Source organism: Paenibacillus sp. y28 (assembly GCF_037137075.1).
Lineage (GTDB): Bacteria > Bacillota > Bacilli > Paenibacillales > NBRC-103111 > JBBBNV01.
In genome coordinates, this window is sequence record NZ_JBBBNV010000001.1 from 476,351 (window position 1) to 500,833 (window position 24,483).

General features: G+C 53.3%; 24 protein-coding genes and 1 pseudogene. 11 read left to right on the forward strand and 14 right to left on the reverse strand.

Features of this window, described 5'->3' with window-relative positions:
- The first annotated feature begins 340 nt into the window (after positions 1-340).
- The 8 genes from proB to WBG83_RS02105 all read left to right on the forward strand — a co-directional run bounded on the left by proB (position 341) and on the right by WBG83_RS02105 (position 8,369).
- Positions 341-1,474, forward strand: coding sequence for a glutamate 5-kinase (gene proB / locus WBG83_RS02070; protein WP_336742232.1), 1,134 nt, complete (start codon positions 341-343; stop codon positions 1,472-1,474).
- Positions 1,471-2,718, forward strand: a complete 1,248-nt coding sequence (locus WBG83_RS02075; RefSeq protein WP_336742233.1) for a glutamate-5-semialdehyde dehydrogenase — start codon at positions 1,471-1,473, stop codon at positions 2,716-2,718. Before proB ends, WBG83_RS02075 begins: the two co-directional genes overlap by 4 nt.
- A 26-nt stretch (positions 2,719-2,744) precedes the next feature.
- Positions 2,745-3,668 (forward strand): pyrroline-5-carboxylate reductase, encoded by a 924-nt coding sequence (gene proC / locus WBG83_RS02080; protein ID WP_336742234.1) that lies wholly within the window; start codon positions 2,745-2,747, stop codon positions 3,666-3,668.
- Positions 3,669-3,704: 36 nt separating this feature from the next.
- A complete protein-coding gene (locus tag WBG83_RS02085) occupies positions 3,705-4,985 on the forward strand; it encodes a 2,3-diketo-5-methylthiopentyl-1-phosphate enolase (RefSeq protein ID WP_336742235.1) in 1,281 nt (426 codons plus the stop codon).
- Positions 4,982-5,644, forward strand: coding sequence for a 2-hydroxy-3-keto-5-methylthiopentenyl-1-phosphate phosphatase (locus WBG83_RS02090; RefSeq protein WP_336742236.1), 663 nt, complete (start codon positions 4,982-4,984; stop codon positions 5,642-5,644). Before WBG83_RS02085 ends, WBG83_RS02090 begins: the two co-directional genes overlap by 4 nt.
- A complete protein-coding gene (mtnB, locus tag WBG83_RS02095; RefSeq protein WP_336742237.1) occupies positions 5,641-6,312 on the forward strand; it encodes a methylthioribulose 1-phosphate dehydratase in 672 nt (223 codons plus the stop codon). Before WBG83_RS02090 ends, mtnB begins: the two co-directional genes overlap by 4 nt.
- A gap of 318 nt (positions 6,313-6,630) precedes the next feature.
- The gene (locus WBG83_RS02100; RefSeq protein ID WP_336742239.1) at positions 6,631-6,969 is read left to right on the forward strand and encodes a L,D-transpeptidase; all 339 of its coding nucleotides are present in this window, start codon (positions 6,631-6,633) and stop codon (positions 6,967-6,969) included.
- A gap of 374 nt (positions 6,970-7,343) precedes the next feature.
- Positions 7,344-8,369: a hypothetical protein gene (locus WBG83_RS02105; RefSeq protein WP_336742241.1), complete on the forward strand. Its 1,026-nt coding sequence runs from the start codon at positions 7,344-7,346 to the stop codon at positions 8,367-8,369.
- A gap of 39 nt (positions 8,370-8,408) precedes the next feature.
- On the opposite strand, the gene WBG83_RS02110 is transcribed toward WBG83_RS02105, so the two are convergent.
- The 8 genes from WBG83_RS02110 to WBG83_RS02145 all read right to left on the reverse strand — a co-directional run bounded on the left by WBG83_RS02110 (position 8,409) and on the right by WBG83_RS02145 (position 14,616).
- Positions 8,409-8,942 carry a copper amine oxidase N-terminal domain-containing protein gene (locus WBG83_RS02110; RefSeq protein WP_336742243.1) on the reverse strand — a complete coding sequence of 178 codons (534 nt, stop codon included), beginning with the start codon at positions 8,940-8,942 and terminating at the stop codon, positions 8,409-8,411.
- A gap of 15 nt (positions 8,943-8,957) precedes the next feature.
- Positions 8,958-9,782, reverse strand: coding sequence for an ABC transporter permease (locus WBG83_RS02115; RefSeq protein ID WP_336742245.1), 825 nt, complete (start codon positions 9,780-9,782; stop codon positions 8,958-8,960).
- Positions 9,783-9,789: 7 nt separating this feature from the next.
- Positions 9,790-10,599, reverse strand: a complete 810-nt coding sequence (locus WBG83_RS02120) for an ABC transporter permease (RefSeq protein ID WP_336742247.1) — start codon at positions 10,597-10,599, stop codon at positions 9,790-9,792.
- Entirely contained in the window at positions 10,599-11,654 is a 1,056-nt protein-coding gene (locus tag WBG83_RS02125) for an ABC transporter ATP-binding protein (RefSeq protein WP_336742249.1), read from the reverse strand. Before WBG83_RS02125 ends, WBG83_RS02120 begins: the two co-directional genes overlap by 1 nt.
- A 335-nt stretch (positions 11,655-11,989) precedes the next feature.
- Entirely contained in the window at positions 11,990-12,493 is a 504-nt protein-coding gene (gene mobB / locus WBG83_RS02130; RefSeq protein ID WP_336742251.1) for a molybdopterin-guanine dinucleotide biosynthesis protein B, read from the reverse strand.
- Positions 12,494-12,557: 64 nt separating this feature from the next.
- The gene (mobA, locus tag WBG83_RS02135; protein ID WP_336742253.1) at positions 12,558-13,178 is read right to left on the reverse strand and encodes a molybdenum cofactor guanylyltransferase; all 621 of its coding nucleotides are present in this window, start codon (positions 13,176-13,178) and stop codon (positions 12,558-12,560) included.
- Positions 13,172-13,318 carry a hypothetical protein gene (locus WBG83_RS02140; RefSeq protein WP_336742255.1) on the reverse strand — a complete coding sequence of 49 codons (147 nt, stop codon included), beginning with the start codon at positions 13,316-13,318 and terminating at the stop codon, positions 13,172-13,174. The genes mobA and WBG83_RS02140 overlap by 7 nt, the downstream gene beginning before the upstream one ends.
- 32 nt (positions 13,319-13,350) lie before the next feature.
- Positions 13,351-14,616, reverse strand: a complete 1,266-nt coding sequence (locus WBG83_RS02145; protein ID WP_336742257.1) for a molybdopterin molybdotransferase MoeA — start codon at positions 14,614-14,616, stop codon at positions 13,351-13,353.
- Between the two features lie 440 nt (positions 14,617-15,056).
- On the opposite strand from WBG83_RS02145, the gene WBG83_RS02150 reads away from it, so the two are divergent.
- A complete protein-coding gene (locus tag WBG83_RS02150; protein WP_336742259.1) occupies positions 15,057-16,274 on the forward strand; it encodes a nitrate/nitrite transporter in 1,218 nt (405 codons plus the stop codon).
- A 329-nt stretch (positions 16,275-16,603) separates the two neighbouring features.
- On the opposite strand, the pseudogene WBG83_RS02155 reads toward WBG83_RS02150, so the two are convergent.
- Positions 16,604-17,249 (reverse strand): annotated as a pseudogene (locus WBG83_RS02155) (ABC transporter ATP-binding protein); the annotation flags it as partial.
- Between the two features lie 179 nt (positions 17,250-17,428).
- On the opposite strand from WBG83_RS02155, the gene WBG83_RS02160 reads away from it, so the two are divergent.
- The gene (locus WBG83_RS02160) at positions 17,429-18,007 is read left to right on the forward strand and encodes a TetR/AcrR family transcriptional regulator (protein ID WP_336742262.1); all 579 of its coding nucleotides are present in this window, start codon (positions 17,429-17,431) and stop codon (positions 18,005-18,007) included.
- A 20-nt stretch (positions 18,008-18,027) separates the two neighbouring features.
- Complete coding sequence (locus tag WBG83_RS02165) at positions 18,028-19,239, forward strand: MFS transporter (RefSeq protein WP_336742264.1); 1,212 nt, start codon at positions 18,028-18,030, stop codon at positions 19,237-19,239.
- Positions 19,240-19,369: 130 nt separating this feature from the next.
- Here WBG83_RS02165 and WBG83_RS02170 read toward each other — a convergent pair whose 3' ends face one another.
- From WBG83_RS02170 to WBG83_RS02190, 5 genes are all read right to left on the reverse strand, one after another.
- Positions 19,370-20,038, reverse strand: coding sequence for a DnaD domain-containing protein (locus tag WBG83_RS02170; RefSeq protein WP_336742265.1), 669 nt, complete (start codon positions 20,036-20,038; stop codon positions 19,370-19,372).
- Positions 20,039-20,185: 147 nt separating this feature from the next.
- Positions 20,186-21,397, reverse strand: coding sequence for an acetate/propionate family kinase (locus WBG83_RS02175; protein WP_336742266.1), 1,212 nt, complete (start codon positions 21,395-21,397; stop codon positions 20,186-20,188).
- Positions 21,394-22,269: a 3-hydroxyacyl-CoA dehydrogenase family protein gene (locus tag WBG83_RS02180; protein ID WP_336742268.1), complete on the reverse strand. Its 876-nt coding sequence runs from the start codon at positions 22,267-22,269 to the stop codon at positions 21,394-21,396. The genes WBG83_RS02175 and WBG83_RS02180 overlap by 4 nt, the downstream gene beginning before the upstream one ends.
- Positions 22,270-22,425: 156 nt before the next feature.
- A complete protein-coding gene (locus tag WBG83_RS02185) occupies positions 22,426-23,931 on the reverse strand; it encodes an AAA family ATPase (protein WP_336742270.1) in 1,506 nt (501 codons plus the stop codon).
- On the reverse strand, positions 23,924-24,454 hold the full coding sequence (locus tag WBG83_RS02190) for a hypothetical protein (protein WP_336742272.1): 531 nt from the start codon (positions 24,452-24,454) through the stop codon (positions 23,924-23,926). Before WBG83_RS02190 ends, WBG83_RS02185 begins: the two co-directional genes overlap by 8 nt.
- Positions 24,455-24,483 lie beyond the last annotated feature (29 nt).

Genomic DNA, 24,483 nt, shown 5'->3' on the forward strand with positions numbered 1-24,483 from the left:
GCCGTACCCCCATGGTATGCTAGAAAAAAGTGCAAACGTTGTGAAGGGACCAGTAGGAAAGCCCCCCATGCCAGAGAGTAAATTCCGGTGACCGCCGGCTGAAAGAATTTACCGTGAGGACTTTACCGAACCCACCCCGGAACGGTCAACGATGAGTTGAACAGGACCCTCCTGTTATAAGGGACACAAGCCGGATGAGCAATCATCAATAAAGGTGGTACCGCGGAAGCCCAGACTTTCGTCCTTTACTGTTTCAGTAAGGGGCGATGGTCTTTTTTTCTATCTCCGGCTTGTGGGGAAAGCAGCCCTCCTAAGTTTATAAAATAAGGTGTGAGAACCCATGCAGCAACGAGTCGTAGTCAAAATCGGCAGCAGCTCCCTGACCGGTCCCGAAGGCGGGCTGAACCGGGAGCAAATCAATTATTTCGCCGCTGAACTGGCGGGTTTGTGGCGGGAAGGCATTCAGGTCCTGCTCGTCACGTCAGGGGCCGTAGCAGCCGGCTTCACCCAAATCGGGTACCGGGAGCGCCCTAAGGCCGTTCATGAAAAGCAGGCTTCCGCGGCGGTCGGACAGGCGCTGCTCATGCAGGCCTATCATGAGGCTTTCGCCCGCTACGGCCATAGTGTAGCCCAAATCCTGCTGACCCGGATGGACTTTTCCGAACGGCGGCGCATGCATAACGCTTCCGGGACGATCGAAGAGCTCCTGAAGCATGGCGTTGTGCCAATTATTAACGAAAATGATACCGTCGCAGTCGATGAGCTGAAAAAGCTGAAATTCGGCGACAATGATACCTTGTCCGCTCTGGTGGCCAACATGGTCAAGGCGGATACCCTCGCCATCGTAACGGACATGGACGGCCTATACACCGATGATCCCCGCAAAAATCCGGCCGCCGTACGTATTGAACGGGTAACGGAAATTACCGGCGATGTATTCCGGTCTGCGGGAGGCGCAGGCTCGTCGGTCGGCACGGGAGGCATGCGCTCCAAGATTGAAGCGGCCCGGATTGCCACACGCGGCGGCGTCCCTGTCTTTGTCGGCCGGGCTACCGAGCCCGGCGATCTTCTTCTGGCCGTGCGCGGCGACGGCAAGGGCACTTATTTTGACGCCTTGCTCCAGACCGTGCCTGCCAGAAAGCAATGGATCGGCTATTATTCCACACCGGCCGGCAAAATCACGGTGGATGAAGGAGCCGCGCAGGCGCTCCTGCACGGCGGCAAAAGCCTTCTTCCGGCCGGAATACGCGATGCGGAAGGCGATTTTCACCCCGGTGATGTGGTTGAGGTCGTGGACCTGACCGGTGAAGCGCTGGGCCGCGGCGTAGTGAATTATACACTTTGGCAAATCCAGGCCTCCGCTGGCCTCACGACCGACGAAGTACAGAAGCGGATGGATGTGCCGCGAATTGAGGTCATCCACCGCGATGATTGGCTGACAACCTACATTCCCCAAGGAGGCGTAAACACATGAGTGAAGTTAGAGAAAAGGCGCAGCTGGCGAAGCAAGCGACCAGCAAGCTGGCGATTTTAACCACAAGCCAAAAAAACAATGCGCTTGCCCTCATCGCAGATAAGCTGGTGACGGAGCAGGCTTCGATTATTGCCGCTAATGAGAGTGACATCAGCCGGGGCCGCAAAAACGGGCTGTCCGAAAGCCTGCTGGACCGGCTGGCGCTGAATCCGTCCCGGATTGAAGGCATTGCCGAGGGCTTGCGCCAAATCGTTGAGCTTCAGGACCCGATCGGAGAGGTGCTTGAGCAGTTCGAACGTCCGAACGGCATGCAGGTCCGCAAGCTGCGGGTGCCAATCGGCGTCATCGGTATGATTTATGAAGCGCGTCCGAATGTCACGGTCGATGCCGCCGGACTGGCTCTGAAAACCGGGAATGCCATTGTCCTGCGCGGCGGATCGGCCGCCCTGGAAACAAATCGCCGTATCATCCAAATCATTCACAACACGCTCCAATCGACAGATGTACCGGCTGAAGCTGTGCAAATCATTGAAAGCTCGGACCGCAGCTCCGTCGATGAAATGCTCAAGCTGAACGGTCTGCTGGACATCGTCATCCCGCGCGGCGGGAAAGAACTCATTCAGAATGTCGTGAAAAACGCCACCGTTCCTGTCATTGAAACAGGTGCAGGCGTTTGCCATACGTATGCCGATGCCGATGCCGATCCGGCGATGACCGAGCAAATCGCTCTCAATGCCAAGGTCCAGCGTCCTTCGGTCTGCAACTCGATGGAAACCCTCCTGGTGCATGAAGCGTTCGCAGCCGCTCATTTGAAGCACATGGCAGAAGCCTTCGTGAACGCAGGCGTTGAGCTTCGCGGCAACGCAGCCGCCCAGGCGATTGTCCCGGACATGAAGGAAGCCAGTGAGGAAGACTGGAGTACAGAATACAATGACTTGATTTTGAACGTGAAGGTTGTCAGCGGGCTTGATGAGGCGCTGGAGCATATCCGCACGTATGGCACGATGCATTCGGAATGTATCGTTACCCCGAATCAAGCGCATGCCGACCGATTCCTGCAGGAAGTCGACGCCGCCGCTGTATATCACAACGTATCCACCCGGTTTACGGACGGCTTCGAATTCGGCTTCGGCGCAGAAATCGGAATCAGCACCCAGAAGCTTCACGCTCGCGGTCCAATGGGACTCCCTGCCCTGACCTCGACCAAATATATCGTAACCGGAAACGGGCAAATCAGAGGCTAACGATTTTAAAAGAGGAGGCTCCACAAATGAGCAGTGTCAGCAGTTTAAACGATGCCGTGACGGCATCCGGGGCGAATCTGCCTGATGGCGGCCTGCAGCATAAGCGCATCTGCTTCTACGGAGCAGGCGCTATGGCGGAGGCTGTCATCCGCGGCCTGATTGATACCGGAGCAGCCCCGGCCGCACAAATCGCCGTATTCAACCGGCAAAACAGACAACGTCTGGAGGCGCTCCAGGAGCAATATGGCGTTCAGCCTGCTTATGACAGCGAAGCGCAGCAGCTCGCTCTGCAGCAAGCCGACATCATCGTGCTCGGCATGAAGCCCAAGGATGCTGTAGAGGCAATTCACATGCTCCGCAGCACGCTTCGCCCCGGCCAGCTCCTTGTTTCCTTAATTGCAGGCCTGAATATCAACACCATCGAGCTTCTTCTTGGCGGCTCTGCCGCTGTTGTTCGCACGATGCCCAATACTTCCTGCACCATCGGGCTTGGCGTGACGGGGATCAGCTTCTCTTCCGCCGTGTCCGGGGAGCAGCGACAGCTTGCGCTGGCCATGTTCTCGGCTACGGGCATCGCCAGCATCGTCGATGAGGGGCTGCTCGATATCGTGACCGGCGTGTCCGGGAGCGGTCCCGCTTATATTTACTATATGATGGAAGCCATGATTCAAGGCGCCGTCTCCGGCGGGCTCACCCCTGAGCAAGCTCGCGATTTGACAGTTCAGACTGTTCTTGGGGCGGCGCGTATGGTCCAAATTACCGGCGAGAATCCGGCGGATTTGCGGCGCAAGGTTACATCCCCTAATGGAACGACCGAGGCCGCAATCAAAACCTTGGATGAACACGGATTTGCCGCAGGCGTACAAGCGGCCGTGCTTCGCGCAGCCGAACGCGCTGGCGAGCTGGGAGCCCTGCTCGCGGCAGATGTACAAACAAAGCAAAACAGTTAGCTTGAACTAATTTCTCCGAAAGCAGGTGCCCTTACATTGAGTTCCTATTGTGTAGCTACATACCGCTCCTTTGATGCCAAGGCGGATTTCGATAAAAAAGCGCTCGGCATCGCCGTCGGCTTGACGGTCGGCAGCTGGACGGACCTTCCCGCCGCACGGCAGGCCGAGATGGAGAAGCATCTGGGCCGCGTCCTGTCTGTATCCGTACATGAGCCGGAAGCCGGCGCAGCGGCAGGATCACTTGCTGCAGAGCGGTACGCAGATATTGAAATCGCCTACCCCGATGTCAATTTCAGCCGGGACATTCCAGCCCTGCTCGTTACCGTGTTCGGAAAGCTGTCCATGGACGGAAAAATTAAGCTGCTGGATCTGAAATTCTCCGAACCGTTCCTGAGCGCATTCCCAGGGCCGAAGTTCGGTCTCCCCGGCGTCCGCAAGCTGCTTGGCGTCCCGGAGCGCCCGCTGCTGATGAGCATTTTCAAATCTGTTATCGGCCATGATCTCCCCGCCCTTGCAGAGCAGTTTTATCAGCAAGCCCTGGGCGGCGTGGATTTGATTAAAGATGATGAAATTTTGTTTGAGAATCCGTTGACCCCGCTTGAAAAACGGGTAGAAGCGTGCATGGCCGCCGCTCGCCGCGCGGAAGCGGAAACAGGGCAAAAGCTGCTGTATGCCGTCAACTTGACCGGACCAACCTCCAGGCTGCATGAGCAGGCCCGCAAAGCAGTAGCAGCCGGAGCGAACGCGCTTCTGTTCAACGTGCTTGCCTACGGCTTCGATGTGCTGCACGAGCTGTCCAAGGACCCTGAAATTACCGTTCCGATCGCCGCTCATCCGGCAATGGCCGGCGCCTATTATCAATCCGCCCATTACGGTATTGCCGCACCAGTTCTGCTCGGCAAGCTGATGCGCTTGGCCGGTGCCGATCTGGTTCTGTTCCCTTCGCCTTACGGCTCCGTTGTGATGCCTAAGGAGGAGAATCTTGCCGTCAAGCAGGTGCTGCTGACCGAAAATTTGGCCGCCGATTACATTTATTCCGGATCAGGTCAAGGAAATATCCAACTCGCGCCAAGCGTACCTGTGCCATCTGCGGGGATTCATCCCGGTCTCGTGCCGGTGCTGCTCCGCGATTTCGGACAAGAGGTCGTAGTCAATGCCGGAGGCGGTATACACGGCCATCCGATGGGAACCGCAGCCGGGGGACGCGCGTTTAAGCAGGCTATCGCCGCCTCACTGGCAGGAGTGCCGTTGACCGAAGCCGCGGCAAACCAGCCGGAGCTGAAGGCCGCCATTGACGCTTGGGGTGTCAAGGCATGAGGAAGCCGATTATTTTTTGCGATTTCGATGGTACGATTACCGAGAACGATAACATTATCGCGATCATTAAGCATTTCTCCCCGCCCGGCTGGGAAACACTGGTTGAAGAAACCATAACCCGCAAGCGCAGCGTCAGGGACGGTGTAGGCGCCCTGTTCGCCCTGCTGCCTGCGGCCGACCGGGAAGAGATCATTCGTTTTTCCATCGAAAACGCCCGCATCCGGGGCGGCTTTCAGGAGCTGCTGGACTACTGCCGTTCGCAGCAGATTGAATTTCTGGTCACAAGCGGCGGGATCGACTTCTTTGTCTATCCCCTGCTCGCTCCGTTCGGCATTGATCCGAACCGGATTTATTGCAACAGCGCCGATTTCAGCGGAGAACAGGTGCGCATTACATGGCCTCATCCGTGTGACGGACAATGCTCCAATGACTGCGGCATGTGCAAAACGACGATTATGCGGCGCTATCCGCAGGAAGACTATTTCCGGATTTTGATCGGGGATAGTGTTACCGACTATGAAGGCGCCAAGCTGGCCGATATGGTGTACGCCCGCTCCCACCTGGAGCAGCAGTGTCAGGAAACCGGCCTGCCTTTTGCGCCATACCACGATTTCTACGATGTTATACGCCATTTGAAGGAGGTACATTCTCACTCATGACTACGCCATCCTCGTCATTGCCGCCTGTTCCTGCGGGTATTCGCCTGGAGCAAATTCAACATGCTTTCGCTGAGCTGCGCGACATTAAAGCCACCCTCGCGGCCAGAAACTGGTTCCCGGCAACCAGCGGCAATCTTTCGATTCGCGTAGGCGATTTCAGCCCGGAGCAGTTCGCTTTTGCCATTACGGCCAGCGGAAAAGACAAATCCCGGGAGACCCCTGAGGATTTCCTGCTCGTAGACCAGCAGGGCAAGCCCCTGACGGAAACAAGCCTGAAGCCGTCGGCAGAAACTTTGATTCACTGCGAAATTTACCGCCTGACAGGCTGCGGCGCTATTTTTCACGTGCATACGGTGTTTAATAACCTGGCTACCGAAATATTTTGGCCGGAAAAACACATCCCGGTACAGGGCGTAGAGCTGATTAAAGGCTTTAATATTTGGGAGGAGGATGCCGAAATCCGCATTCCGATCCTGCCTAACTATGCAGAAATCCCGCGTATTGCAGAGCTGGTAGAGGACGCCATCGTTCCGCGCGTTCCAGGCATTGTGCTGCACAAGCACGGCATCTATGCATGGGGCGCCAACGCGTTCGAGGCCAAACGCCATCTGGAAGCCTTCGAATTTTTGTTCGAATATGTATACCGCTCCCACTTGCTGCATAAATAAAATGATTGATTGTAACAAAAGCTGCGGCCCGTTGCCGCAGCTTTTGTTGTTTTATTTGGAGGATAGGGAAATGAACCCGTGGTACCGGAGCTTTGCAAAGCAGTCAGTCAGGAGATAATGCTATTGGAGGAGGGCAGCCCCCTTCTTTAACAACAATCAATAGCCTGCAAATATGCCGCACACAGAGTGACCCTGTCCGAATCGACCGAGTTAGCGTGCGGGTGGCAGGCGGTTAACAAGAGCTGATTCCTGTGCCCATATTGCCTTGCCTATCGCATCTACTCCGCCAAGCGCATAGTATAACCCGAGGTGACGCCTATGCCTAATTACCGTATTATCGTGGATTTATCCTATTTCCGCTTGTATCTGCTCGATGAAAACACAGTCGTCCGGGAATTTCCCGTCGGGATTGGCAAGCTGCTGACCGAAACACCTGCAGGAGAATATTATATTGTGAACAAAGTCCCCAATCCCGGCGGGCCTTTCGGAGTGTTCTGGATGGGACTGAGCAAGCCCCATTACGGCATTCACGGAACAAACGATCCTTCGTCCATCGGCAAGCGCTCCTCCCATGGCTGTATCCGGATGTATAACGAGGATGTGCTGCAATTGGCCGCGCTCGTGCCGCTTCATACCAGAGTGACCATCCGGCCCTAACCGGGAAGCGGACACACGTCTTCTCGAACGGCTCCAGGCAAAAAGCCACTGCTCCATTATTAGCGGAACAAAACTCCTCGCTTAAACCATCCCGTTCATGCACATGTCCAAACAGACGTCCAGCTGCCGGCAAACCGGAATAAACCGAGCAAGAACCGAACCTCCGGGCTGCCGGCGTTATGTTGACGGGATAGTAAGGGAATTGTGACATGACAACAAGAGAAACCGAGGACAGCTTGGCGGGGAGCGGCTATTTTGAAATTCACCGTAAACAACGATTTGAATGCGGCAGCGGTTCCAACCGTTCTTAGGCGATGGTCGATGTGGTATAATCAGGTCATTACGACTACCACTTGGAAAGAAAGGGTGAATTCATGCTTCAGCTTCGTAAAAACCATCTTCTTTTCGCCATTCTCGCCTGCCTGTTCATTTTCTGCTTCGATGCCGCCGCCATCCGGTACACGCCATTTCAACATGATATTCAATGGTTATCGATTGGAATTGCTTTGGATTTTGTTCTTGTCATTCCTCTGCTTCTGTATTTCCTTGCTTTGCGCAAGCATAAAAAATCAGTCCTGTGGATTATACCGTTTGCTTTAGCCGGGTACGCGGCGCTTCATGCGGTGCTTCCCGCTTCCGCCCAGCCTATTCTTACGTTTCTCATGTACGCGCTTATTCCATTGGAGCTGCTTTTTCTGGGATATGAAACCGTTAAGCTTGTTCAATTCATTCGCAGATTCAAAGCACGCCGGATTCATGGAGCTGCACCACTGGATACAATCCGGCAAAGCGTGGCCTCCGAGCTCGGCTCATCCAAATGGACAGCCCTGCTTTCGCATGATGTTTCCGTATTCTACCTCGCCTTCTTGGCTTGGCGGAATTCCCCGTATGTGCGGACAAACTCCGTTGCCTTTACCACCCATATTCATTCTAATTATTTCATCATCGTGCTGGTCCTTTCCAAAATACTGCTCATCGAAGGAATCGCCATCCACCTGCTGCTGATGCACTGGTCCCATCTTGCGGCCTGGCTGATTTCACTGGGAAATGTTTATCTTATTGCGCTGTTGCTTGCCGATTACCGGGCCCTTCAATTAAACCCGATCCTCGTTTCCAACGAAGGCCTGCACATTCAATACGGCCTGCAATTGTCGGTTGACCTGCAGCAGCAGCAAATCGAGTCGATTTCCGTAGTCAGCCCTGCAAGCCTGGACAAAAATGAGCTTAACGCCGCCTTTACTCCCATTGCCGTTGAACCGAATGTACGGATTTGTTTAACAGCGAAAACCGCTATCTCCGGCTGGTTCGGTGTTCAAAGAAAGGTAGACCGGCTTTATTTGCACATAGACCGGCCGCACGAATTTGCAAGGGCATGGCCTTATGAGCTGAACAGCAGCTAATCTGGGATCGTGTGCCTGGCGGCACGCTATCATAACGACTTACTCTACACTCCAAACCTGATCAATAAAATAAGCTGTTATGTAGGGAAGAAGGAATTCAAACGCTTCCTTCCCGTGCTCAGAAGCATGAAAAACAACACCTGACTGAGGTTGAATGGCTATAAATTCCTCACCCCGGTTGAGCACCAGACTAATAGGCCATGCGCCTTCAATCGCCTCTCCCATCACAAAAACATCCTCAGGCAAAATAACATTACGATCTCGAATACAAATTTCCCGCGAATTTCGATAAGGCTGTATGCCATCTCCACAATGAAGCTCCACGGTTCGGTAAGCTTCATCCCAAACGACCTTCTGGCCGAGATGCTCCGCCACACTTCGTACCGGAGCATACACGGTTCCATTATAAATAAACGGCTTATCAGACAGATCCAGCTTCTTTCCTTTTGCTTCGATTCCTCTCACCGAGTAATAGACTTCAATGAACGCCCCTGATGTACCGGCCAGGACACCGGAGCCGAACAACAGCAAGCCTCCTGTCACACACAGAAACCCAATCTTCCACCTTCGCATTAGTAGCTCCTTTCCTTATCCAGAAGCACTGCTATACCGTCGCAGCCCAAACAACCACCAACGATAGGCAAATAAGGTAATCAGCACAGCCAAAAGCGGAACCCCCCAGGCAGCCCAAGCGTACTCTAAATCGGAGCGAAGAAGATATGCAGCCGGATAAAAGCTGCAGAAAGCATATGGCAGCACATAAGTCAAAAAGCCTCGAACAATCGGTCCAAAAATATCCATCGGATAACGAGCAAAATCAAATACCCATGTAGCCGGATAAATCACGGAACGGATTTCCTGCACCCAAAATGATGCGACAACAATAAAGAGCTGGATGGAAAATTGAATAAACATACTGCTGACCATCGCGATAACGGCGTATAGCACCATCCAGGCCGTCCAATCGATATTCATATGCCAGGCTGCATAAACCATAATTGCAATCCCCGTGATAGATTGGCCGATGCCGTTTATCTCCTGGGTGATGCCCACAGCCTGAAACAGCACTCCGACTGGTCTGACCATCAATACATCAATCAACCCACGCCGCACCAAGCCGCTAATTGTAAAGGGGGCATTGAGAAACACCATGTTTAATGCCCGGCCTGCGCTAGTCATCCCCAGCAAAAATACCAGCTCGTAAAAGCCCCAGCCCGCAAGCTGTGGAACACGCTGCAAAATCACCGTCAAAAACAGCAAGGTACTGCCTTGCGCCAATACTCCGCCGCCAAGCGCAATCAGGGTATCGGCCCGGTATTCAGCCAGCGTGCGAAAATAAATCCGCAAATACAACCTATACAAGCCGATCCAGTACATGATCGTTTGCCCCGCATTTCGTTTCGGTATCCGCACTTCCCGATCACCCTCCATTCACAGTTATTCGGCGTGAAGCGAGCCGCCACATGAACCGGCTGATGACAAACATAAGCAAGGCCCAGCCGATTTGCTCTATCAGCACTCCCAGCATTGCTGAGCCTTCAATTTTTCCGGTATAGATAGAAAGAGGAATGTAACCCATAGCCTGAAAAGGAAGGTGCTGCACAAGGGGAAGCAACCAGTCCGGAAAAAAGGCAAACGGGATAAACGCACCGGCAAAAACATCCACGATGGCCCGCTTCGCTACTTGAATGCCCATGGCATTCCCGGTCCAGAATGAAAGCATCATCACGATGGAATTCAGGCAGAATGATACCAGAAAAGCGATTATCAAGCTGATCGCAAAGCCGATTCCTGCAGCCACTCCTGACGGAGGGCTTACGTTCAGTACTAACAGAAGCAGAGCCATCACCGGAAGGTTGACCCAGAGCATTTCCACTGCGAAAAAGCCTGTCGCCTCCAAAAAACGGCGGGTTTGGAATTGAAGCGGACGAATCAGATCAACCGCAATATCCCCGCTTCGAATCCGCTCAGCCGTGCCATAAACCATATTACGTTCTGCCGGGGACCAGCGCGCAAAATTAATCGCTTGTCCTACCATGATATACGTAACAAGCTCCTGCCATGGCATCGTTTGCGTCTCCGAGTACAGATAGATCGCTTTCCACACCGAATAAAACATCACACTGTACATCAGCGTAGAAACCAGAGTCATGAAAAACTCAAATCGAAACTGCAGCCGTTCTCGAATTGCAATAAGAATGATACCTGATAATCTGGCTGCTGTTCCCATCAATTCGTTCCCCTTCCAGCCGCAGCTTCCACCAGCGACCGCTCCCGCTCAGGATCGATTCCATCCCGATAAATCCGGCCAATTAGCATCTCAATGCTCTCGTCCTTCATGACTAAATCGCGCGGGTTCGCCTGATCAAGAACAAGACGCAGCAAATCCGAGGTATCAATTTTTCTCTGGTCATATGTAATTTGCAGGGTTTGCTCCTCCAGACGGATAAGAAGCCCCTCCTGCCGCTGTTCAAGCTGTGAAGCAGTATATGCTGCTGCTGCCGGATCAGCCAGGACAATCCGAATTTGCCGTTCTGTCGCAAACCGGTCGCGGATATACTGCAGACTGCCGTCATAAATAAGCTGGCCTTTATCAATAATGATGACCCTTGGACACAAACGCTCGATATCTTGCATATCGTGCGTCGTTAGCAGAAGTGTAACCCCTTTTTCACGATTAATCCTCTCAATAAACGTCCGAATGCGTTCCTTGGCAATCACATCGAGTCCAATCGTTGGCTCGTCCAGCAGCAAAATATCCGGATCATGCATTAACGCCGCCATCATCTCACAGCGCATCCGTTGTCCAAGCGACAGTGTGCGAACGGGACGGTTGAGCAGAGACTCCACTTCCAAGATCCCGGCAAACTCCTCCAGATTACTGCGATATCGTGCAGCTGACAGTCCATACATATAACGCAGCAAATCCAAAGAATCCTTCACCGGAAGGTCAAACAGAAGCTGGCTGCGCTGTCCGAAAACAACGCCAATTTGGTAGCTGACAGCCTTACGATTGCGCTGCGGCACAATACCTCCAAGCCGTACACTTCCACTGCTGGGCTCCAAAATTCCTGTCAGCATCTTGATGGTAGTTGATTTTCCAGCTCCATTGGGTCCCAGATATGCAACACTTTCTCCCTTCTCAATAAGAAAACTAATGTTTTCTACCGCTGTAATTGTACGTGTTTGCGGCCAAATCAAGCTGCGCAGCGTACCAAAGCGGCCTTCCCGCCGGACATTAGTTTTAAATTGCTTCTGCAGCTCCTGCACCTCAATCAATGCCATTTGCTTGCCCCCCCCCCCTTAATCCGCTCTCATGTCTTTTTACAGTAATCGCTTGCAGCCAGTGTTGGATTATTATAACAGAAATTTAAAAAGTTGTGGAACACATTTTATGTCCCCCTGCCAGCTCTTCCACGCAGCAAAAAGAACCTGACCCCCTACATCCGGTCAAGTCCACACTGCGCACAGCTCCCAGCGCACGGAGCCTGCTGCATAACGGCCGTCGGTCGTTCCTCACGTACTGCAGCAAGCGATTTATTTATTCAGACTGTGCCTCAGCCCCGCTCCGGGACCAGCCCGAAGAGGGCATCGTCAGATTGAATCAAGATGTGCAGGCATCATGCTGGTGTTAGGGGCTGCGGGAATTGCAGCAGAACATGCGCCGCAATGGAGCCCGGTTCCTCAATATGAAAAACAGCAAGCCCCTCCGGCAGCGAGAGCTCCGTATGCCGTGCATACAGCTCCGGCCATAGCCCGACGCCTGTCAAGCCCTTCAGCTCATGGATGAATTGCAAATCGGAGCTTTCCCGTGCCAATAACAGCTTCGGGTAGGCTTCCCTTTTAAAGCCTTCCACCAATATAAAATCTATCGTCGGCGGTACCTGACGAATCAGCATATCCAGAGAAAATGGCGCTTCATGCACGATCGCAGTTTGAACCGGAGAGGCTATCGCACTCCAGACCGCGCCAGCCTCCCGTTGTCTCCTCGTATCGCAGCCGTTAGGCTCCGTTTCAGCCTCATGCCCGTGATGCTTAATGACAGCCGTTTGCAGCCCCATGGTGACCAATCGCTTAATCAACCGGCAGGCCAGCGTCGTTTTCCCAGAATTCTTGTAGCCCACAATTTGAAAAATATATGGCTGTTTTATATCCGATCCCCCCGAGCCTCACAAGTGCTTCAATCCTTCAGGCTTTGTCCATCAGACAAGCCTGCTCATAATCCTGCGGACAGTTGACATTCATGACAAGCCTGCTGCTGCTTATCCCGGCTTCTGAAAGCTCTGCTTCAGTAATCTGGATGAGATGAAGCGTGCCCAGCAGAGCCATCATCCGCCGTTCTCCCGCTTCCAGGCAGCCAATAATATGCGGTAAGCACTCCCTCCGATAAACCGCCTGCAAGGGATGAAGCCGGCCTGCTACAAAGGGGACGGCCGCCAGACAACGGCTGCGGCCTCTCAATTTCTCCGACATATAGGCTGCGGCCCGGGCAGAAGCAAACGGCATATCACAGGCGGATAGCCACACCAGCGGACTGCCGCAACTACCGAAGCCAACCTCCAGCCCGCCCAAAGGACCGCGACCGGGAATTTCTTCTTTTACCACCGTCAGCGCCTTCCCCTGAAAAGCCGCCCTCTGCTGCTCCGTAGCAATTACCGCAACCACGTCCCCGCAAATTTGCCGCATCTCGGCACAAATCCGGTCTATAAACTCACTGCCGTTCATTTGCAAATGCGCCTTCGCTACCCTGTTCATCCGGCGGCTCTCCCCGCCAGCCAGAATAATGCCAGCCAAATCCGCTTTCAGCATAAGCCGCCCCCAGCCGCTCTCCATGAGCAGTAACTGCTGCCGAAGGAACAATCCGTACCGGTTTGAAAAGCAAGCTCTTCAATTGCAGCAAGACGCTTCTCTGTCTTGCTGGCCGGACCGGCAGCGTTCTGATGGTTCATGGTATCACTCCCTCAGTTTCGATAAGCATGAGTCAAATCGATAAAGACAGCCATCGTACCTTCTGGCCCTGTACGGCACCGCCTCCGCCAGCCGGAATACAGGCCAGCGCATTGGCCCTGCCAAAGGCAGCGACATTGCCTGATTTATCATTCGGGAGCGGCTCCACCTGCCATGGTCCTTCTTCATTGACGGATACATAAGCCCGGATATATCTCGGATATGGGCAAGGCTTGTTGATTGATCGGCTTAACCGGCCCTCTCTCCAGTTCAGTTCGTATTCACGAAGTCCGGAAGCCCTTCGCACAGCAGGGCAGAGCAGCAGCTCCAGACCGGCAAAACAGGCCGACGGATTTCCCGACAAGCAGAGCAGCGGCCGGGAACCGAGCTTGAAGGCGGAGGTCGGCGTGCCCGGACGCATCAGAACCTTTGTAAACAGCGGCAAGCCCCCGAGGGAAAGTGCGGCCTGCTTCGCAAAGTCATAATCTCCCACGGAAACTCCGCCCGTCGTCACAATCACATCCGCCTCCACGGCCGCCTGCCGAATGGCCGCCTTGATGCTGTGCAGTTCATCCCTTACCGGCTCATGCCGGGTGACAGCTGCGCCAAGCTCCTTCAAACGGGCCGCAAGCATAAAGCCGTTGGCATCGTAAATTTGCCCCCAGGCGAGCTTCTTGCCAGGGACAATAAGCTCATCCCCGATAGGAATAATAGACACTTTCGGCTTTTTGTACACGACGGCCTCACACAAGCCAAATGAAGCCAAAATTGCGGTTTCCTTCGCTCCAATCCTGGTGCCTTGGGTTAGCAGTATCTCCCCTTCCGGTACATCCTCCCCGCTTTCCGCCACATGCTGGCCCGCCCGGCAAGGGCGATCCAATCGAATCCGCCGAAGCTGCTCGCGCCCTCCGGCGCACATCGCCATCTCCTGCATGACGACAGTATCATACCCGTCAGGAACAGGGGCGCCAGTGAAGATGCGAAGCGCGGTGTTCTTCCCCGGAGCAGCTGCTGCCAAGTCAATGCCGGAGCCGGGTTTAATTTCATCTATAACTGTAAGCTGAACCGGTGTATGGGGGGAGGCGAGCCTGACTGCATCAAAACGCACGGCATAGCCGTCCATCGCCGCGCGCCGAAATGGCGGCAGCGGGAACGGGCTGACCAAATCCCGGGCCAGCACCCGCCCGGCGGCTTCTTCCAGAGGTACGCTCTCCTCTGAAGGAAGCTTCATAAAGTCTGTAAGCAATTGGCCTGCCCGATCAACAGTAGCAGAATCCCGGATTTCAAGAGAATGAATCATCGCCGCCGCCACCTTACTCCCCTGTATTTGCTAATGAACAGAAAAACCCCTTTTCCAATCGGAAAAAAGGGCTTCATCGCCATTTTCAGCACATCGTTGTACTGAATTACCTATCATCAGACTATTTTATATAACTCAAATTGTCAATATATATTACATTAAAAATTACTAGTATTTATTTTTCAGATTTTTATGTTAATTATATTGACATTTATTTCGTGTATTCTTTATAATTTGATTGAAATTCACCTCGAGGTGATGAATTCAACCACCAGGCAGGCACAATGACGTGCCGCCATCGGCAATGGGGCCGCAGCTCGTTTCCTTTTAAGGGCGAATTGCGGCCTTTTTACGCCTTATCGCTTTGTGCAACCGGGAGAAAACGACCTGCTGTTGGCTTGACGTGCAGCATACCATGGATTGGAGAAGGAGAGAACAAGATGGAGAGAAAAGGATTTTGGCAAAGCGGGCATAAGCCGACGCTGTTCAGCGCTTTTTTGTATTTTGACATTAGCTTCATGATTTGGGTGCTTATCGGGCCCCTTGCCGTCGTCATCGCGAACGATTATCCCATGGATCCGGTTCAAAAAGCCAATCTGGTGGCCCTGCCGATTTTGGGCGGCTCCATTTTGCGCCTAGTGCTGGGTTTTCTTGCCGACTACATCGGCCCGAAGCTGACTGGACAAATTGGCATGATCACGACCTTGCTTCCTTTGGTGATGGGCTGGAAGTGGGTCCATTCTCTTGACCAGCTGTATATTGTAGCCCTACTGCTCGGCGTAGCCGGAGCATCGTTTGCAGCCGCTCTGCCGCTGGCCAGCCAGTGGTATTCCAAAGAGCATCAAGGCCTTGCAATGGGAATCGCCGGGGCAGGCAACAGCGGGACCGTATTGACCACCCTGTTCGCAAACCGTATAGCCCAGCATTTCGGCAGCTGGGAGGTTGTATTCGGTCTAGCCATCATCCCCATCGTTGTCGTCTTCATTCTATTCACTCTGTTGGCCCGCAACAGCCCCACCCGGCCGGAACCGAAGCGGCTTTCCCTTTATGCGAAGGTACTGCGCCAAAGAGACACCTGGATTTTCTGCGCCTTCTATTGTGTGACGTTCGGCGGCTTTGTCGGGCTTTCCAATTATTTAACAATCTTTTTCAATACCCAGTATGGGCTGTCCCCTGTGCGGGCGGCGGATTTCACCACATTCTGTGTTATTGCCGGCAGCTTCTTCCGTCCCGTAGGTGGATATTTGTCCGATAGATTTGGCGGCACGCGCATCCTGCTCTTTCTCTATCTGGGGGCCGGAATGATGCTGGCTTCCGTCGCCATGCTGCCTCCGCTGCCTGTCGTCATCGCCCTGTTATTTATCGGAATGATGTGCCTCGGGGCAGGAAACGGCTCCGTCTTCCAGCTCGTACCTCAGCGCTTCGGCAACGAGATCGGACTGATGACAGGCATTGTCGGAGCGGCGGGAGGACTTGGGGGATACGTGCTTCCTCTCCTGCTCGGCCAATTGTACAAAACGACCGGCTCCTATACCCCCGGCTTCCTGGCTCTTAGCCTGATCGCGATTTGTTCCGTGGCCTTACTGGCTATTATCCGAATCAGCTGGCGAAAAACCTGGCTCAGCCGAAGCGGCAAAGCGATTGCCGAGCCTGCTTAACAACCCCCGCACAAGCAAGACACGGCCGACCACGTCATGCAGCGCAGCCGCGCAGCTTCCGGCGTCGATACGAATCGGCAGTATCAGTTATAATGAAATTTTGCGGATGATACCGTCGTCTCCTGTCATTCAGCAAGCAAAACAGCTGCCCTAGGGTCACCCCTTGCGAGCAGCTGTTTTTGCATTCATGACGAACGCTTTCGCACCTCGTACATCTCCCGGCGTACAGTGCTGTGGTGCATCGCATGGCCGGCCGATTACTTACGCTGTCACATGCGCTGCAGGCCCCTCTCCCGAGACCTCCGTCGAGATTATCGTACACACTGCAGTCAGCTGCTGAAGCTGCCGAATTGCGCCTGGTGCAAGCGGCTGTAAATCCCCCCCCCCCGCGGCTACCAGCTCCTGATGCTTGCCCTGCTCTGCAACACCTTGTTCATTGACGACAATGATACGATCGGCGCTTTTGATAGTAGCCAGACGGTGGGCGATGACAAGCGTCGTCCGTCCCACAGACAGCTCGGCCAGCGACTGCCGGATCGCCGCTTCCGTTTCCGTATCCAGTGCGGAGGTCGCTTCATCCAGAATCAGAATCGGCGGGTTCTTCAGGAACATCCGGGCGATAGCGAGCCGCTGCTTCTGGCCGCCGGACAGCTTCACGCCCCGTTCGCCGATGACCGTCTCCATTCCTTCCGGCAGCTGCCGGATGAATACTTCCATCTGTGCCCGCCCTGCCGCTTCCCATATCTCCGCTTCGGTCGCCTCCAGCTTGCCGTAAGCAATGTTCTCGCGAATCGTACCCGAGAATAGGAACACCTCCTGCTGCACAATCCCGATTTGACGCCGCAGCGAAGAAAGGGTCATATCCTTAATATGGATTCCGTCAATCGTAATGCTGCCTGAATCGGTTTCATAGAACCGCGGCAGCAAGCTGCAGATGGTTGTTTTCCCCGCACCGGACGGACCGACGAAGCATATGTGTCATCACCCTTTTCTAAACCATTTTGTAATGGGAATGGTTATCAATCACAGTGCAATTCATACTTTAAAGAAGCATATACGGATCAGGCAACATTTTTTTGAACATGAAGATTGAAAAATGAAGACAAATCCGCTAAGATGGAGCTTGTCTGACGAACGTTCGGCAGGAAGGATGGATGAACCTGAGTACAGCACTCCGTATTAAGGAAGCCGCCCTGCGGCAATTTGCCTTGAACGGCTATGAAGCCACGTCCCTGGACAGCATCGCCCGCGAGGTCGGCATCAAGAAGCAGTCCATTTACGGCCATTTTCAAAATAAGGAACAGCTTTGCATTCAAATTTTTGAGGAGGCGGTTGCGAGCGAAATTCGCTTTCTGGATCAATTTTTTAACGAAAAGCAGGCCGCTTCCCTCGAAGAAACCCTGTATGATTTTATTCTTGTTTATAAAGAACGGTACGAAAGCGTGCTGCATATGCGGCTTTTTCTGTATTTGGGCTTTCTAATCCCCCATTCCCTGCATGACGCAATCAATGGGCATGTCTCCCGTTACGTCAGCCACAAGCGGAAGGCGGTACTGGACAGGATAAGCAGGGAAGCCGGGGTAACGTTAAGTGTAGACCCCGAGACAGCTATGAATGCCTATATGAATTTGATTGAAGGCATGTTTGTGGAGCTCGTCTATGTCGGTTCGAAACATTACGAGAAACGCCTTACCTGCTCATGGAGCATTTTTTGGCGCGGGCTTTGCAAGTAAAGCGGAGCGGAAAGGACATCATGCACAAAGAACAGCTGTGGACGAAGAACTTCATTTTTTTATCGTTATCCAATTTATTCCTTTTTCTCGGATTTGAAATGTTAATGCCGACCCTGCCGATGTACATAGCCAAGCAGGGCGGCAGCGATACGGAAATCGGTCTCATGATGGGAATTTTCACAGTCACGGCCGTATTAATCCGCCCGTTTTCCGAGCCGGCCGCCGTCAAATTCGGCAAAAAATCGATGCTTGCTCTCGGAGCCGCCGGCTGCTTGGTGGCTACCGGGTTTTATGGTGCTGCCGTAACGATGATTTGGATTATCGTCGTCCGGCTGCTGCACGGGGTCGGCTTCGGAATAGCTACAACCCTGTACGGCACGGTCGCTTCCGATATTATTCCGGCTTCCCGGCGCGGGGAAGGCATGGGCTTTTTCGGACTCGGGTCCACGATTGCCTTGTCCGTTGGTCCGTTTCTCGGGGTGCTGCTGATGGAACAAATCGATTTTTTCGGCTTGTTCGCTTCGGCTGTTTTCTGCCTGGTTGTGGCCCTGACCTTGACCTTATTCGTATCGTTTAAAAGGTGGACTGCCGAGCAGCTTCCCCGCGGCGAGCCTGCTGCGCCTGTCCCGGCTTCCAAACCGGCCTTAGCCTCTCATCTGTTTGAACGCACGGCGCTGTACCCGTCGTTTCTGGGGATGCTGTCCGGCTTTGGCTATGGCGGCATTCTTAGCTTCATCACGCTGTATGGCAAAGAAATCGGCGTGGCCAATATCGGTATTTTTTTCCTTGTGATTTCTATCAGCGAATTTCTGATTCGTTTTGTTTCGGGCAAGGTTTTCGACGCCAAAGGACATTTCTGGGTTCTGTTCCCATGCCTGCTGCTCATAATCATCGGAAATTTGCTGTTGTCGTATTCCACCGGGCTTCAGATGCTGCTTGTTGCCGCCATGTTCTATGGCGCCGGCTTTGGCGCAATGTTTCCGGCTCTGCAGGCCTGGATTATTAACGAGGCTCCCGCCCACCGCCGAGGTACAGCGACTGCTACCTTCTATAATCTGTTTGACATCGGCATCGGCGGCGGCGCATTCCTGCTTGGGATTTTGGCGAGCCTGACTAATTACGCGGTGATGTACCGCTTCTCTACCCTGTTTTATGCGGCCTTTCTTATTATTTATACTGTCGGTGAGCTCTGGGTCCGCCGAAACAAACAAAGCGCTGCGGTAGAGGGCTGACAAGTATATACCGCCATTCTTTTGTAATGCAAACTTGCCCCCTTCGTGATGGATAGAAAAAGCGCCCCGCAGCCTCATTGGATGAGCTGCAAGGGCGCTTTTTTAGTTGATGCTCCGGTCGGCGTCCGCTTTAACGGCCTCCGCGGAACCGCTGGGCGTATTCCTTGGCTTGTTCCGCCGTGAATACCCGATTGCGGCTCCATTCCAACAAAATCCGATCAATATAGCGGAAATGAACCTTCCCGGCAAACACCGCTTCCTTCAGAGCCGTCAAAATCAGCTCCTCCGGGTAACGATCCTGATCCAGCCAGCCGGAAATCGTCTCGAATTCCATCGGAGTCAGCGGACGGGCGAATTCCTTTTCAAATAATGAAAATACGTCTTTCCGATCCTTGCCGGCCGGCTCCTCCGATTGCTCCTCCCGCTCCAGAAGCTCCTTCGTCCACACCTCAGCCAGCTTTGCCAGAAGCGGCAGCATGTTGTAACGCTCATACCGGACCCCGGACAATGCGTCCACATCCTCATCAATGGCCAGCAGTCCTTGCTTCATCAGCTTTTGAAGCATCACAATAACCTGCTCCGGCGTGGCCGACATTCGCTCCTGCAGCTCTTCAATCGTCGGAAATTCCTTATTTTCACGTTCTTTGAACGCCAGCAGGTGAATCATAAGCAGGACCTCCGAATCGCTCAAATCGAGCTTCCGGTAAGCCTTGAGCAAAATCGCCGGAACGGAGACATTCCCTTCCTGCAGGGCCGCGAGAAGACCGTCCTCCATATGCCTGACTTCGTTTTTTTTCATGGGGCTAAACCTCCTCTTGCAGCTGTGATGACGCCTCGATCGCTTCGTCCGATGCTCTTGACGCAAGCCTGGCAACCCGCAGGTCGCAGGCCCGCTCGCGGGACATGGCTCATTAAGCTTCTCTCAGCAAGCTGCAAGCGGCGGCAATTACTTCGCTGGCGATTGTTTAATGAGCTGATAAGTGTCTCTGGCGATCACCAGCTCCTCATTGGTTGGAATAACTAGCACCTTCACCCGTGAAGCATCGCTGGAAATAATACGATCCTCACGGCTGCTTGACTCATTACGCTCTGTATCAAGCTCTACGCCGAGGACCGTCAGCTGCTCGCACACGGACTTGCGCAAAAAGGCGCTGTTCTCGCCTACGCCTGCCGTAAATACGAGCACGTCCAGCCCGTTCATGCCCGCGGCGTAAGCGCCGATATATTTGCGCAGACGGTATTCATACATGTTGAAGGCAAGCGTAGCGTTCTTATCTCCTTCGCGGACAGCATCGACAATTTCGCGCATATCGCTGCTGAGGCCGGAGATGGCGAGCAAGCCGCTATGCTTATTGAGCATGGAGTTGATTTCGCTCATGGACAGCTCCGCCTGGGCCATGGTATACGGCACAATCGCGGGATCAATATCGCCGCTGCGCGTACCCATCATCAGCCCTTCCAGCGGGGTCATCCCCATGCTTGTATCGAACGATTTGCCGTGGTTCACCGCGCACAGGCTGGCTCCGTTGCCGATATGGCAAGTCACCATTTTCAAATCCTCCATGGCCTGTCCCAGTACCGCTGCCGCCCGCCGGCTTACATACATATGAGAGGTGCCGTGAAACCCGTAGCGTCGAATCTTATGCTTATTGTACAACAGCTTCGGTATCGGGTACAAATATGAGGCAGCAGGCATCGTTTGATGGAAGGCCGTATCGAACACAACAACCTGAGGCACCTCGGGCAGGTTTGTATCCACCGCCTGAATCCCCATCATATGAGCAGGATTGTGCAGCGGCGCGAGGTCGAACAGCTTCTTGATTTCCAGCTTCACTTCCTGGGTGACAATAACCGACTCCGCGAACGACTCGCCTCCATGCACAACACGGTGGCCTACGGCATGAATGTCGCTCATGCCTTGAATCACACCATGATCCTTATGTACCAGCATATCGAGTACGCGGCGGATTGCGTTTGTGTGGTCAAGAATTTCGCTGACCTCCCGCACCTCCGGCTTATCCTCAGGCTCATGGCTCAAAATCGCCGAGTCCATGCCAATCCGCTCCACTTTTCCTTTGGCCAGCACCGACTCGTTCTGCATATCAAACAGCTGATACTTGAGCGAGGAGCTGCCTGCGTTGATCACGAGAATATTCATGAGATCCGGTCACCATCCTTGTCATAGCGGAAAAATCCGACACCCGACTTCACGCCGAGATGTCCTGCGCGCACCATTTTTTTGAGCAAGAAGGACGGGCGGTATTTAATGTCTCCGAATTCACGGAACATCCGCTCCATCGCAGCAAGCACGGAATCCAGACCGAAGCGATCCGCCATTTCGAGCGGTCCGTAATGGAAATCATATCCGATCCGCATCGCCGTATCGATATCCTCCTCGGAAGCAACTCCTTCCGATAACGTATGCAGGGCTTCGTTGATCAGGATGCAAATCAGCCGGGTCGTAACAAAGCCCGGGGATTCATACACCTTTACGCTTTTTTTCTCGAGCGTCTCTTCCACAAAGTATCGCATGTCCTGGAAGGTCTCCTCGGACGTTTTCAGTCCGCGGATAATTTCAACCAAATCAATCTTATTAACGGGATGTATAAAGTGCAGGCCGATGACACGTTCCGGACGGGCGGTTGTTCCCGCCAGCTCGGTTAAGCTAAGCGTAGAGGTGTTGCTCGCCAAGATGCAATGAGGCTGGCAAACCTCGTCGAGCTTCCGGAATACCTCTTCCTTCAATTCCAAATCTTCAGTAATGGTTTCTATGACGAGCTCACATTCGGATAACCGGTGAATATCGTCCATTTTATGTATACGGGATAAAATTAATTTTTTCTCGGCGACAGTAATCGCCCATTTCTCGAGCTGCTTGTCGAGACTCATTTCAATCATGCCGTACCCCTGATCCAGCTTCTCCATAGAACGCTCAACCAGCAGCACCTCCAAGCCTTTTTGGGCCAGCATTTCGGCAATGCTCTGTCCCATGGTTCCTGCGCCGATAACGGCTATCTTTTTAAACTTCACTCCTACCACCCTTACTCTCACTGAGAATAAATATCATTGTGTCATTTACATCATACCATGTTATTCGATATGAAAAAACTCCAATCCTCTTTTAAAAAGGATTGGAGCTAATTAATCCTGAAAGTTGTTAAAAAAATGTTCACTTTTATTCATTGGTTATGCCGATGTTGGCGTCTTGAACTGACGCAGCAGCTCCCGGAACTGGCTTCCGGTCATCATTTCCTCCTGAATTAACGTATCTACCGCCTGCTCGAAGACGTACCGAAGCGGCAGAAGCATCGTTTTGGTGCGCTCGAACAGCTCATCCAGAATCCCCGAGCTTGCTTTGGTCCACTCTTCACGGGTAACCATCTGGCGCTCCACAATGCCCAGTGAGGTTAAGCCGGATTCAATCATATTGCCAACGAGCTGCAGAGCCTGCTCAAAGTCCCCGCGTGAGCCTGTGCTGCGGCCATTATAGAAAATTTCTTCCGCCGCTGCGCCGCCAAGGGCAATCACGATTTGATCCTCAATAAAATCCTTCGTGTACAAATAGCGTTCCTGCAGCGGCTGATGGCGCACATAACCGAGGGCGCCGCCGCGGGGCGCAAGAGATACCTGGGAAACCGAACCCGGCCGGACCAGCTCGGCGGAAATCGCATGGCCCAGCTCATGCAGGGCAACACGCCGGCGCTCTTCGTTGTTTGTTTCCCGGTCCGTTTTCTCGCCCATCAACACCTTATCAACCGCCATCGATAAATGCTCCTGGGTCACCTCCTCCTGTTCGTCGCGCAGCGCATAAATCGCTGCTTCATTCATGAGGCTCTCCAGCTGCGCGCCGGAAAAATGAAACGTCTCGGAGGCTACCCTTTCCAGACTTGTTCCCGGCGCAAGGGGTTTATTTTTGGCGTGGATACGCAAAATATGCAGACGCCCCTTCTTATCCGGCAGATCGACCCCGATATGACGGTCAAACCGGCCAGGACGCAGCAGCGCGCTATCCAGCATCTCCTTGCGGTTGGTGGCAGCCATAATCAGAATCCGCGGCGCATCCGAGCTATGAATGCCATCCATCTCGGTCAGCAGCTGATTCAGCGTCTGATCGTATTCCCGATGTTGCCCGCCTTCCCTTTTACCGCCAATAACATCAATTTCGTCAATAAAAATAATCGCGCTGTCCTTGTTTTCCTTTGCAGCCTTCGTGCGGGCTTCCTTGAACAAATCCCGGATTCGGCTCGCACCGACCCCGACATACATTTCGACAAATTCACTGCCCGAAGCCGACACGAATACAGAGTCCGTATAGTGCGCCGACGCTTTGGCCAGCAGCGTTTTGCCTGTTCCCGGCGGGCCTGTCAGCAGAATGCCCTTCAACGGGCGAATTCCGAACTTTTGAATTTCCTCATGACGAATCAGGAAATCAAGCGCTTCTTTCAATTCGCTTTTGGCCCGCTCCTGCCCGCCGATTTCTTCAAAGGTCATATACTTCGGCGCGCCTTTGGACTTGGCTTTGCCGCCGCCTGCTCCGAAGCCGATCGTCCCTTTGCTTCGCACCATATATAGAAGGGAGAAGCCAATCACCCCTATCAGCAGTATCGGCAGAACGTTCATGCCTATATACATCAGAAACGCAAGTACAACCGGAACAACGCCAATGATGATTTCCTTGCCGTATTTACTCATTCGGCCACACCCCCAGCTTGGAAGAGTCGCGCGGAAGCTGCACGAACTTGCTGTGCGTTCCGTCTGTCAGCCGTACATAAACATACTTCGCATCCATCTCGGCAGCAGCCTCAAGACCCGGCACAGATTCGGCCAGCTCGCTCAGCTTCTGCGGAATCAAATCATACTGCTTCGTCTCCATGGCGCCGGCTACAGCAAATAGACTGCGTGACCACCAGCTATCCAGCTCCGCAGAAGAATCGCTCTTGGTAATCAGCTCCACGCTGCGTTTTTTAACAATCGTGCCCTGCTGTTGAATGGCATCATATATTTCACGGACATTCGCATCTTTATTTAAGGTTAACCGCACCACAATACGGTCATTATTCATCTCAAGCTCCGCTTGCTCCACACCGGATTGCTGTTGAATTTGCTTCAATAGCGGTGTCTCCATCGCATAGCTGTCATACACAAACCAGCTGCCGAACAACAGGAGAGACGTAATGGCTACCGATACGAATACTGGAATCAGACGCAGTTTCACTGCGATCATCCCCTCTCTTTCTCTATAAG

Bases quoted from the DNA above. Each gene is read 5' to 3' on its own strand.
- WBG83_RS02165 (WP_336742264.1), top strand. From the start codon at position 18,028: ATGCACAAAGAACAGCTGTGGACGAAGAACTTCATTTTTTTATCGTTA.
- WBG83_RS02160 (WP_336742262.1), top strand. From the start codon at position 17,429: ATGAACCTGAGTACAGCACTCCGTATTAAGGAAGCCGCCCTGCGGCAA.
- WBG83_RS02110 (WP_336742243.1), bottom strand. From the start codon at position 8,942: ATGCGAAGGTGGAAGATTGGGTTTCTGTGTGTGACAGGAGGCTTGCTG.
- WBG83_RS02140 (WP_336742255.1), bottom strand. From the start codon at position 13,318: ATGAACCATCAGAACGCTGCCGGTCCGGCCAGCAAGACAGAGAAGCGT.
- WBG83_RS02170 (WP_336742265.1), bottom strand. From the start codon at position 20,038: ATGAAAAAAAACGAAGTCAGGCATATGGAGGACGGTCTTCTCGCGGCC.
- WBG83_RS02090 (WP_336742236.1), top strand. From the start codon at position 4,982: ATGAGGAAGCCGATTATTTTTTGCGATTTCGATGGTACGATTACCGAG.
- WBG83_RS02185 (WP_336742270.1), bottom strand. From the start codon at position 23,931: ATGAGTAAATACGGCAAGGAAATCATCATTGGCGTTGTTCCGGTTGTA.
- WBG83_RS02150 (WP_336742259.1), top strand. From the start codon at position 15,057: ATGGAGAGAAAAGGATTTTGGCAAAGCGGGCATAAGCCGACGCTGTTC.
- WBG83_RS02120 (WP_336742247.1), bottom strand. From the start codon at position 10,599: ATGGGAACAGCAGCCAGATTATCAGGTATCATTCTTATTGCAATTCGA.
- WBG83_RS02125 (WP_336742249.1), bottom strand. From the start codon at position 11,654: ATGGCATTGATTGAGGTGCAGGAGCTGCAGAAGCAATTTAAAACTAAT.
- proB (WP_336742232.1), top strand. From the start codon at position 341: ATGCAGCAACGAGTCGTAGTCAAAATCGGCAGCAGCTCCCTGACCGGT.
- WBG83_RS02145 (WP_336742257.1), bottom strand. From the start codon at position 14,616: ATGATTCATTCTCTTGAAATCCGGGATTCTGCTACTGTTGATCGGGCA.
- WBG83_RS02175 (WP_336742266.1), bottom strand. From the start codon at position 21,397: ATGAATATTCTCGTGATCAACGCAGGCAGCTCCTCGCTCAAGTATCAG.
- proC (WP_336742234.1), top strand. From the start codon at position 2,745: ATGAGCAGTGTCAGCAGTTTAAACGATGCCGTGACGGCATCCGGGGCG.
- mobA (WP_336742253.1), bottom strand. From the start codon at position 13,178: ATGCTGAAAGCGGATTTGGCTGGCATTATTCTGGCTGGCGGGGAGAGC.
- mtnB (WP_336742237.1), top strand. From the start codon at position 5,641: ATGACTACGCCATCCTCGTCATTGCCGCCTGTTCCTGCGGGTATTCGC.
- WBG83_RS02100 (WP_336742239.1), top strand. From the start codon at position 6,631: ATGCCTAATTACCGTATTATCGTGGATTTATCCTATTTCCGCTTGTAT.
- WBG83_RS02075 (WP_336742233.1), top strand. From the start codon at position 1,471: ATGAGTGAAGTTAGAGAAAAGGCGCAGCTGGCGAAGCAAGCGACCAGC.
- WBG83_RS02105 (WP_336742241.1), top strand. From the start codon at position 7,344: ATGCTTCAGCTTCGTAAAAACCATCTTCTTTTCGCCATTCTCGCCTGC.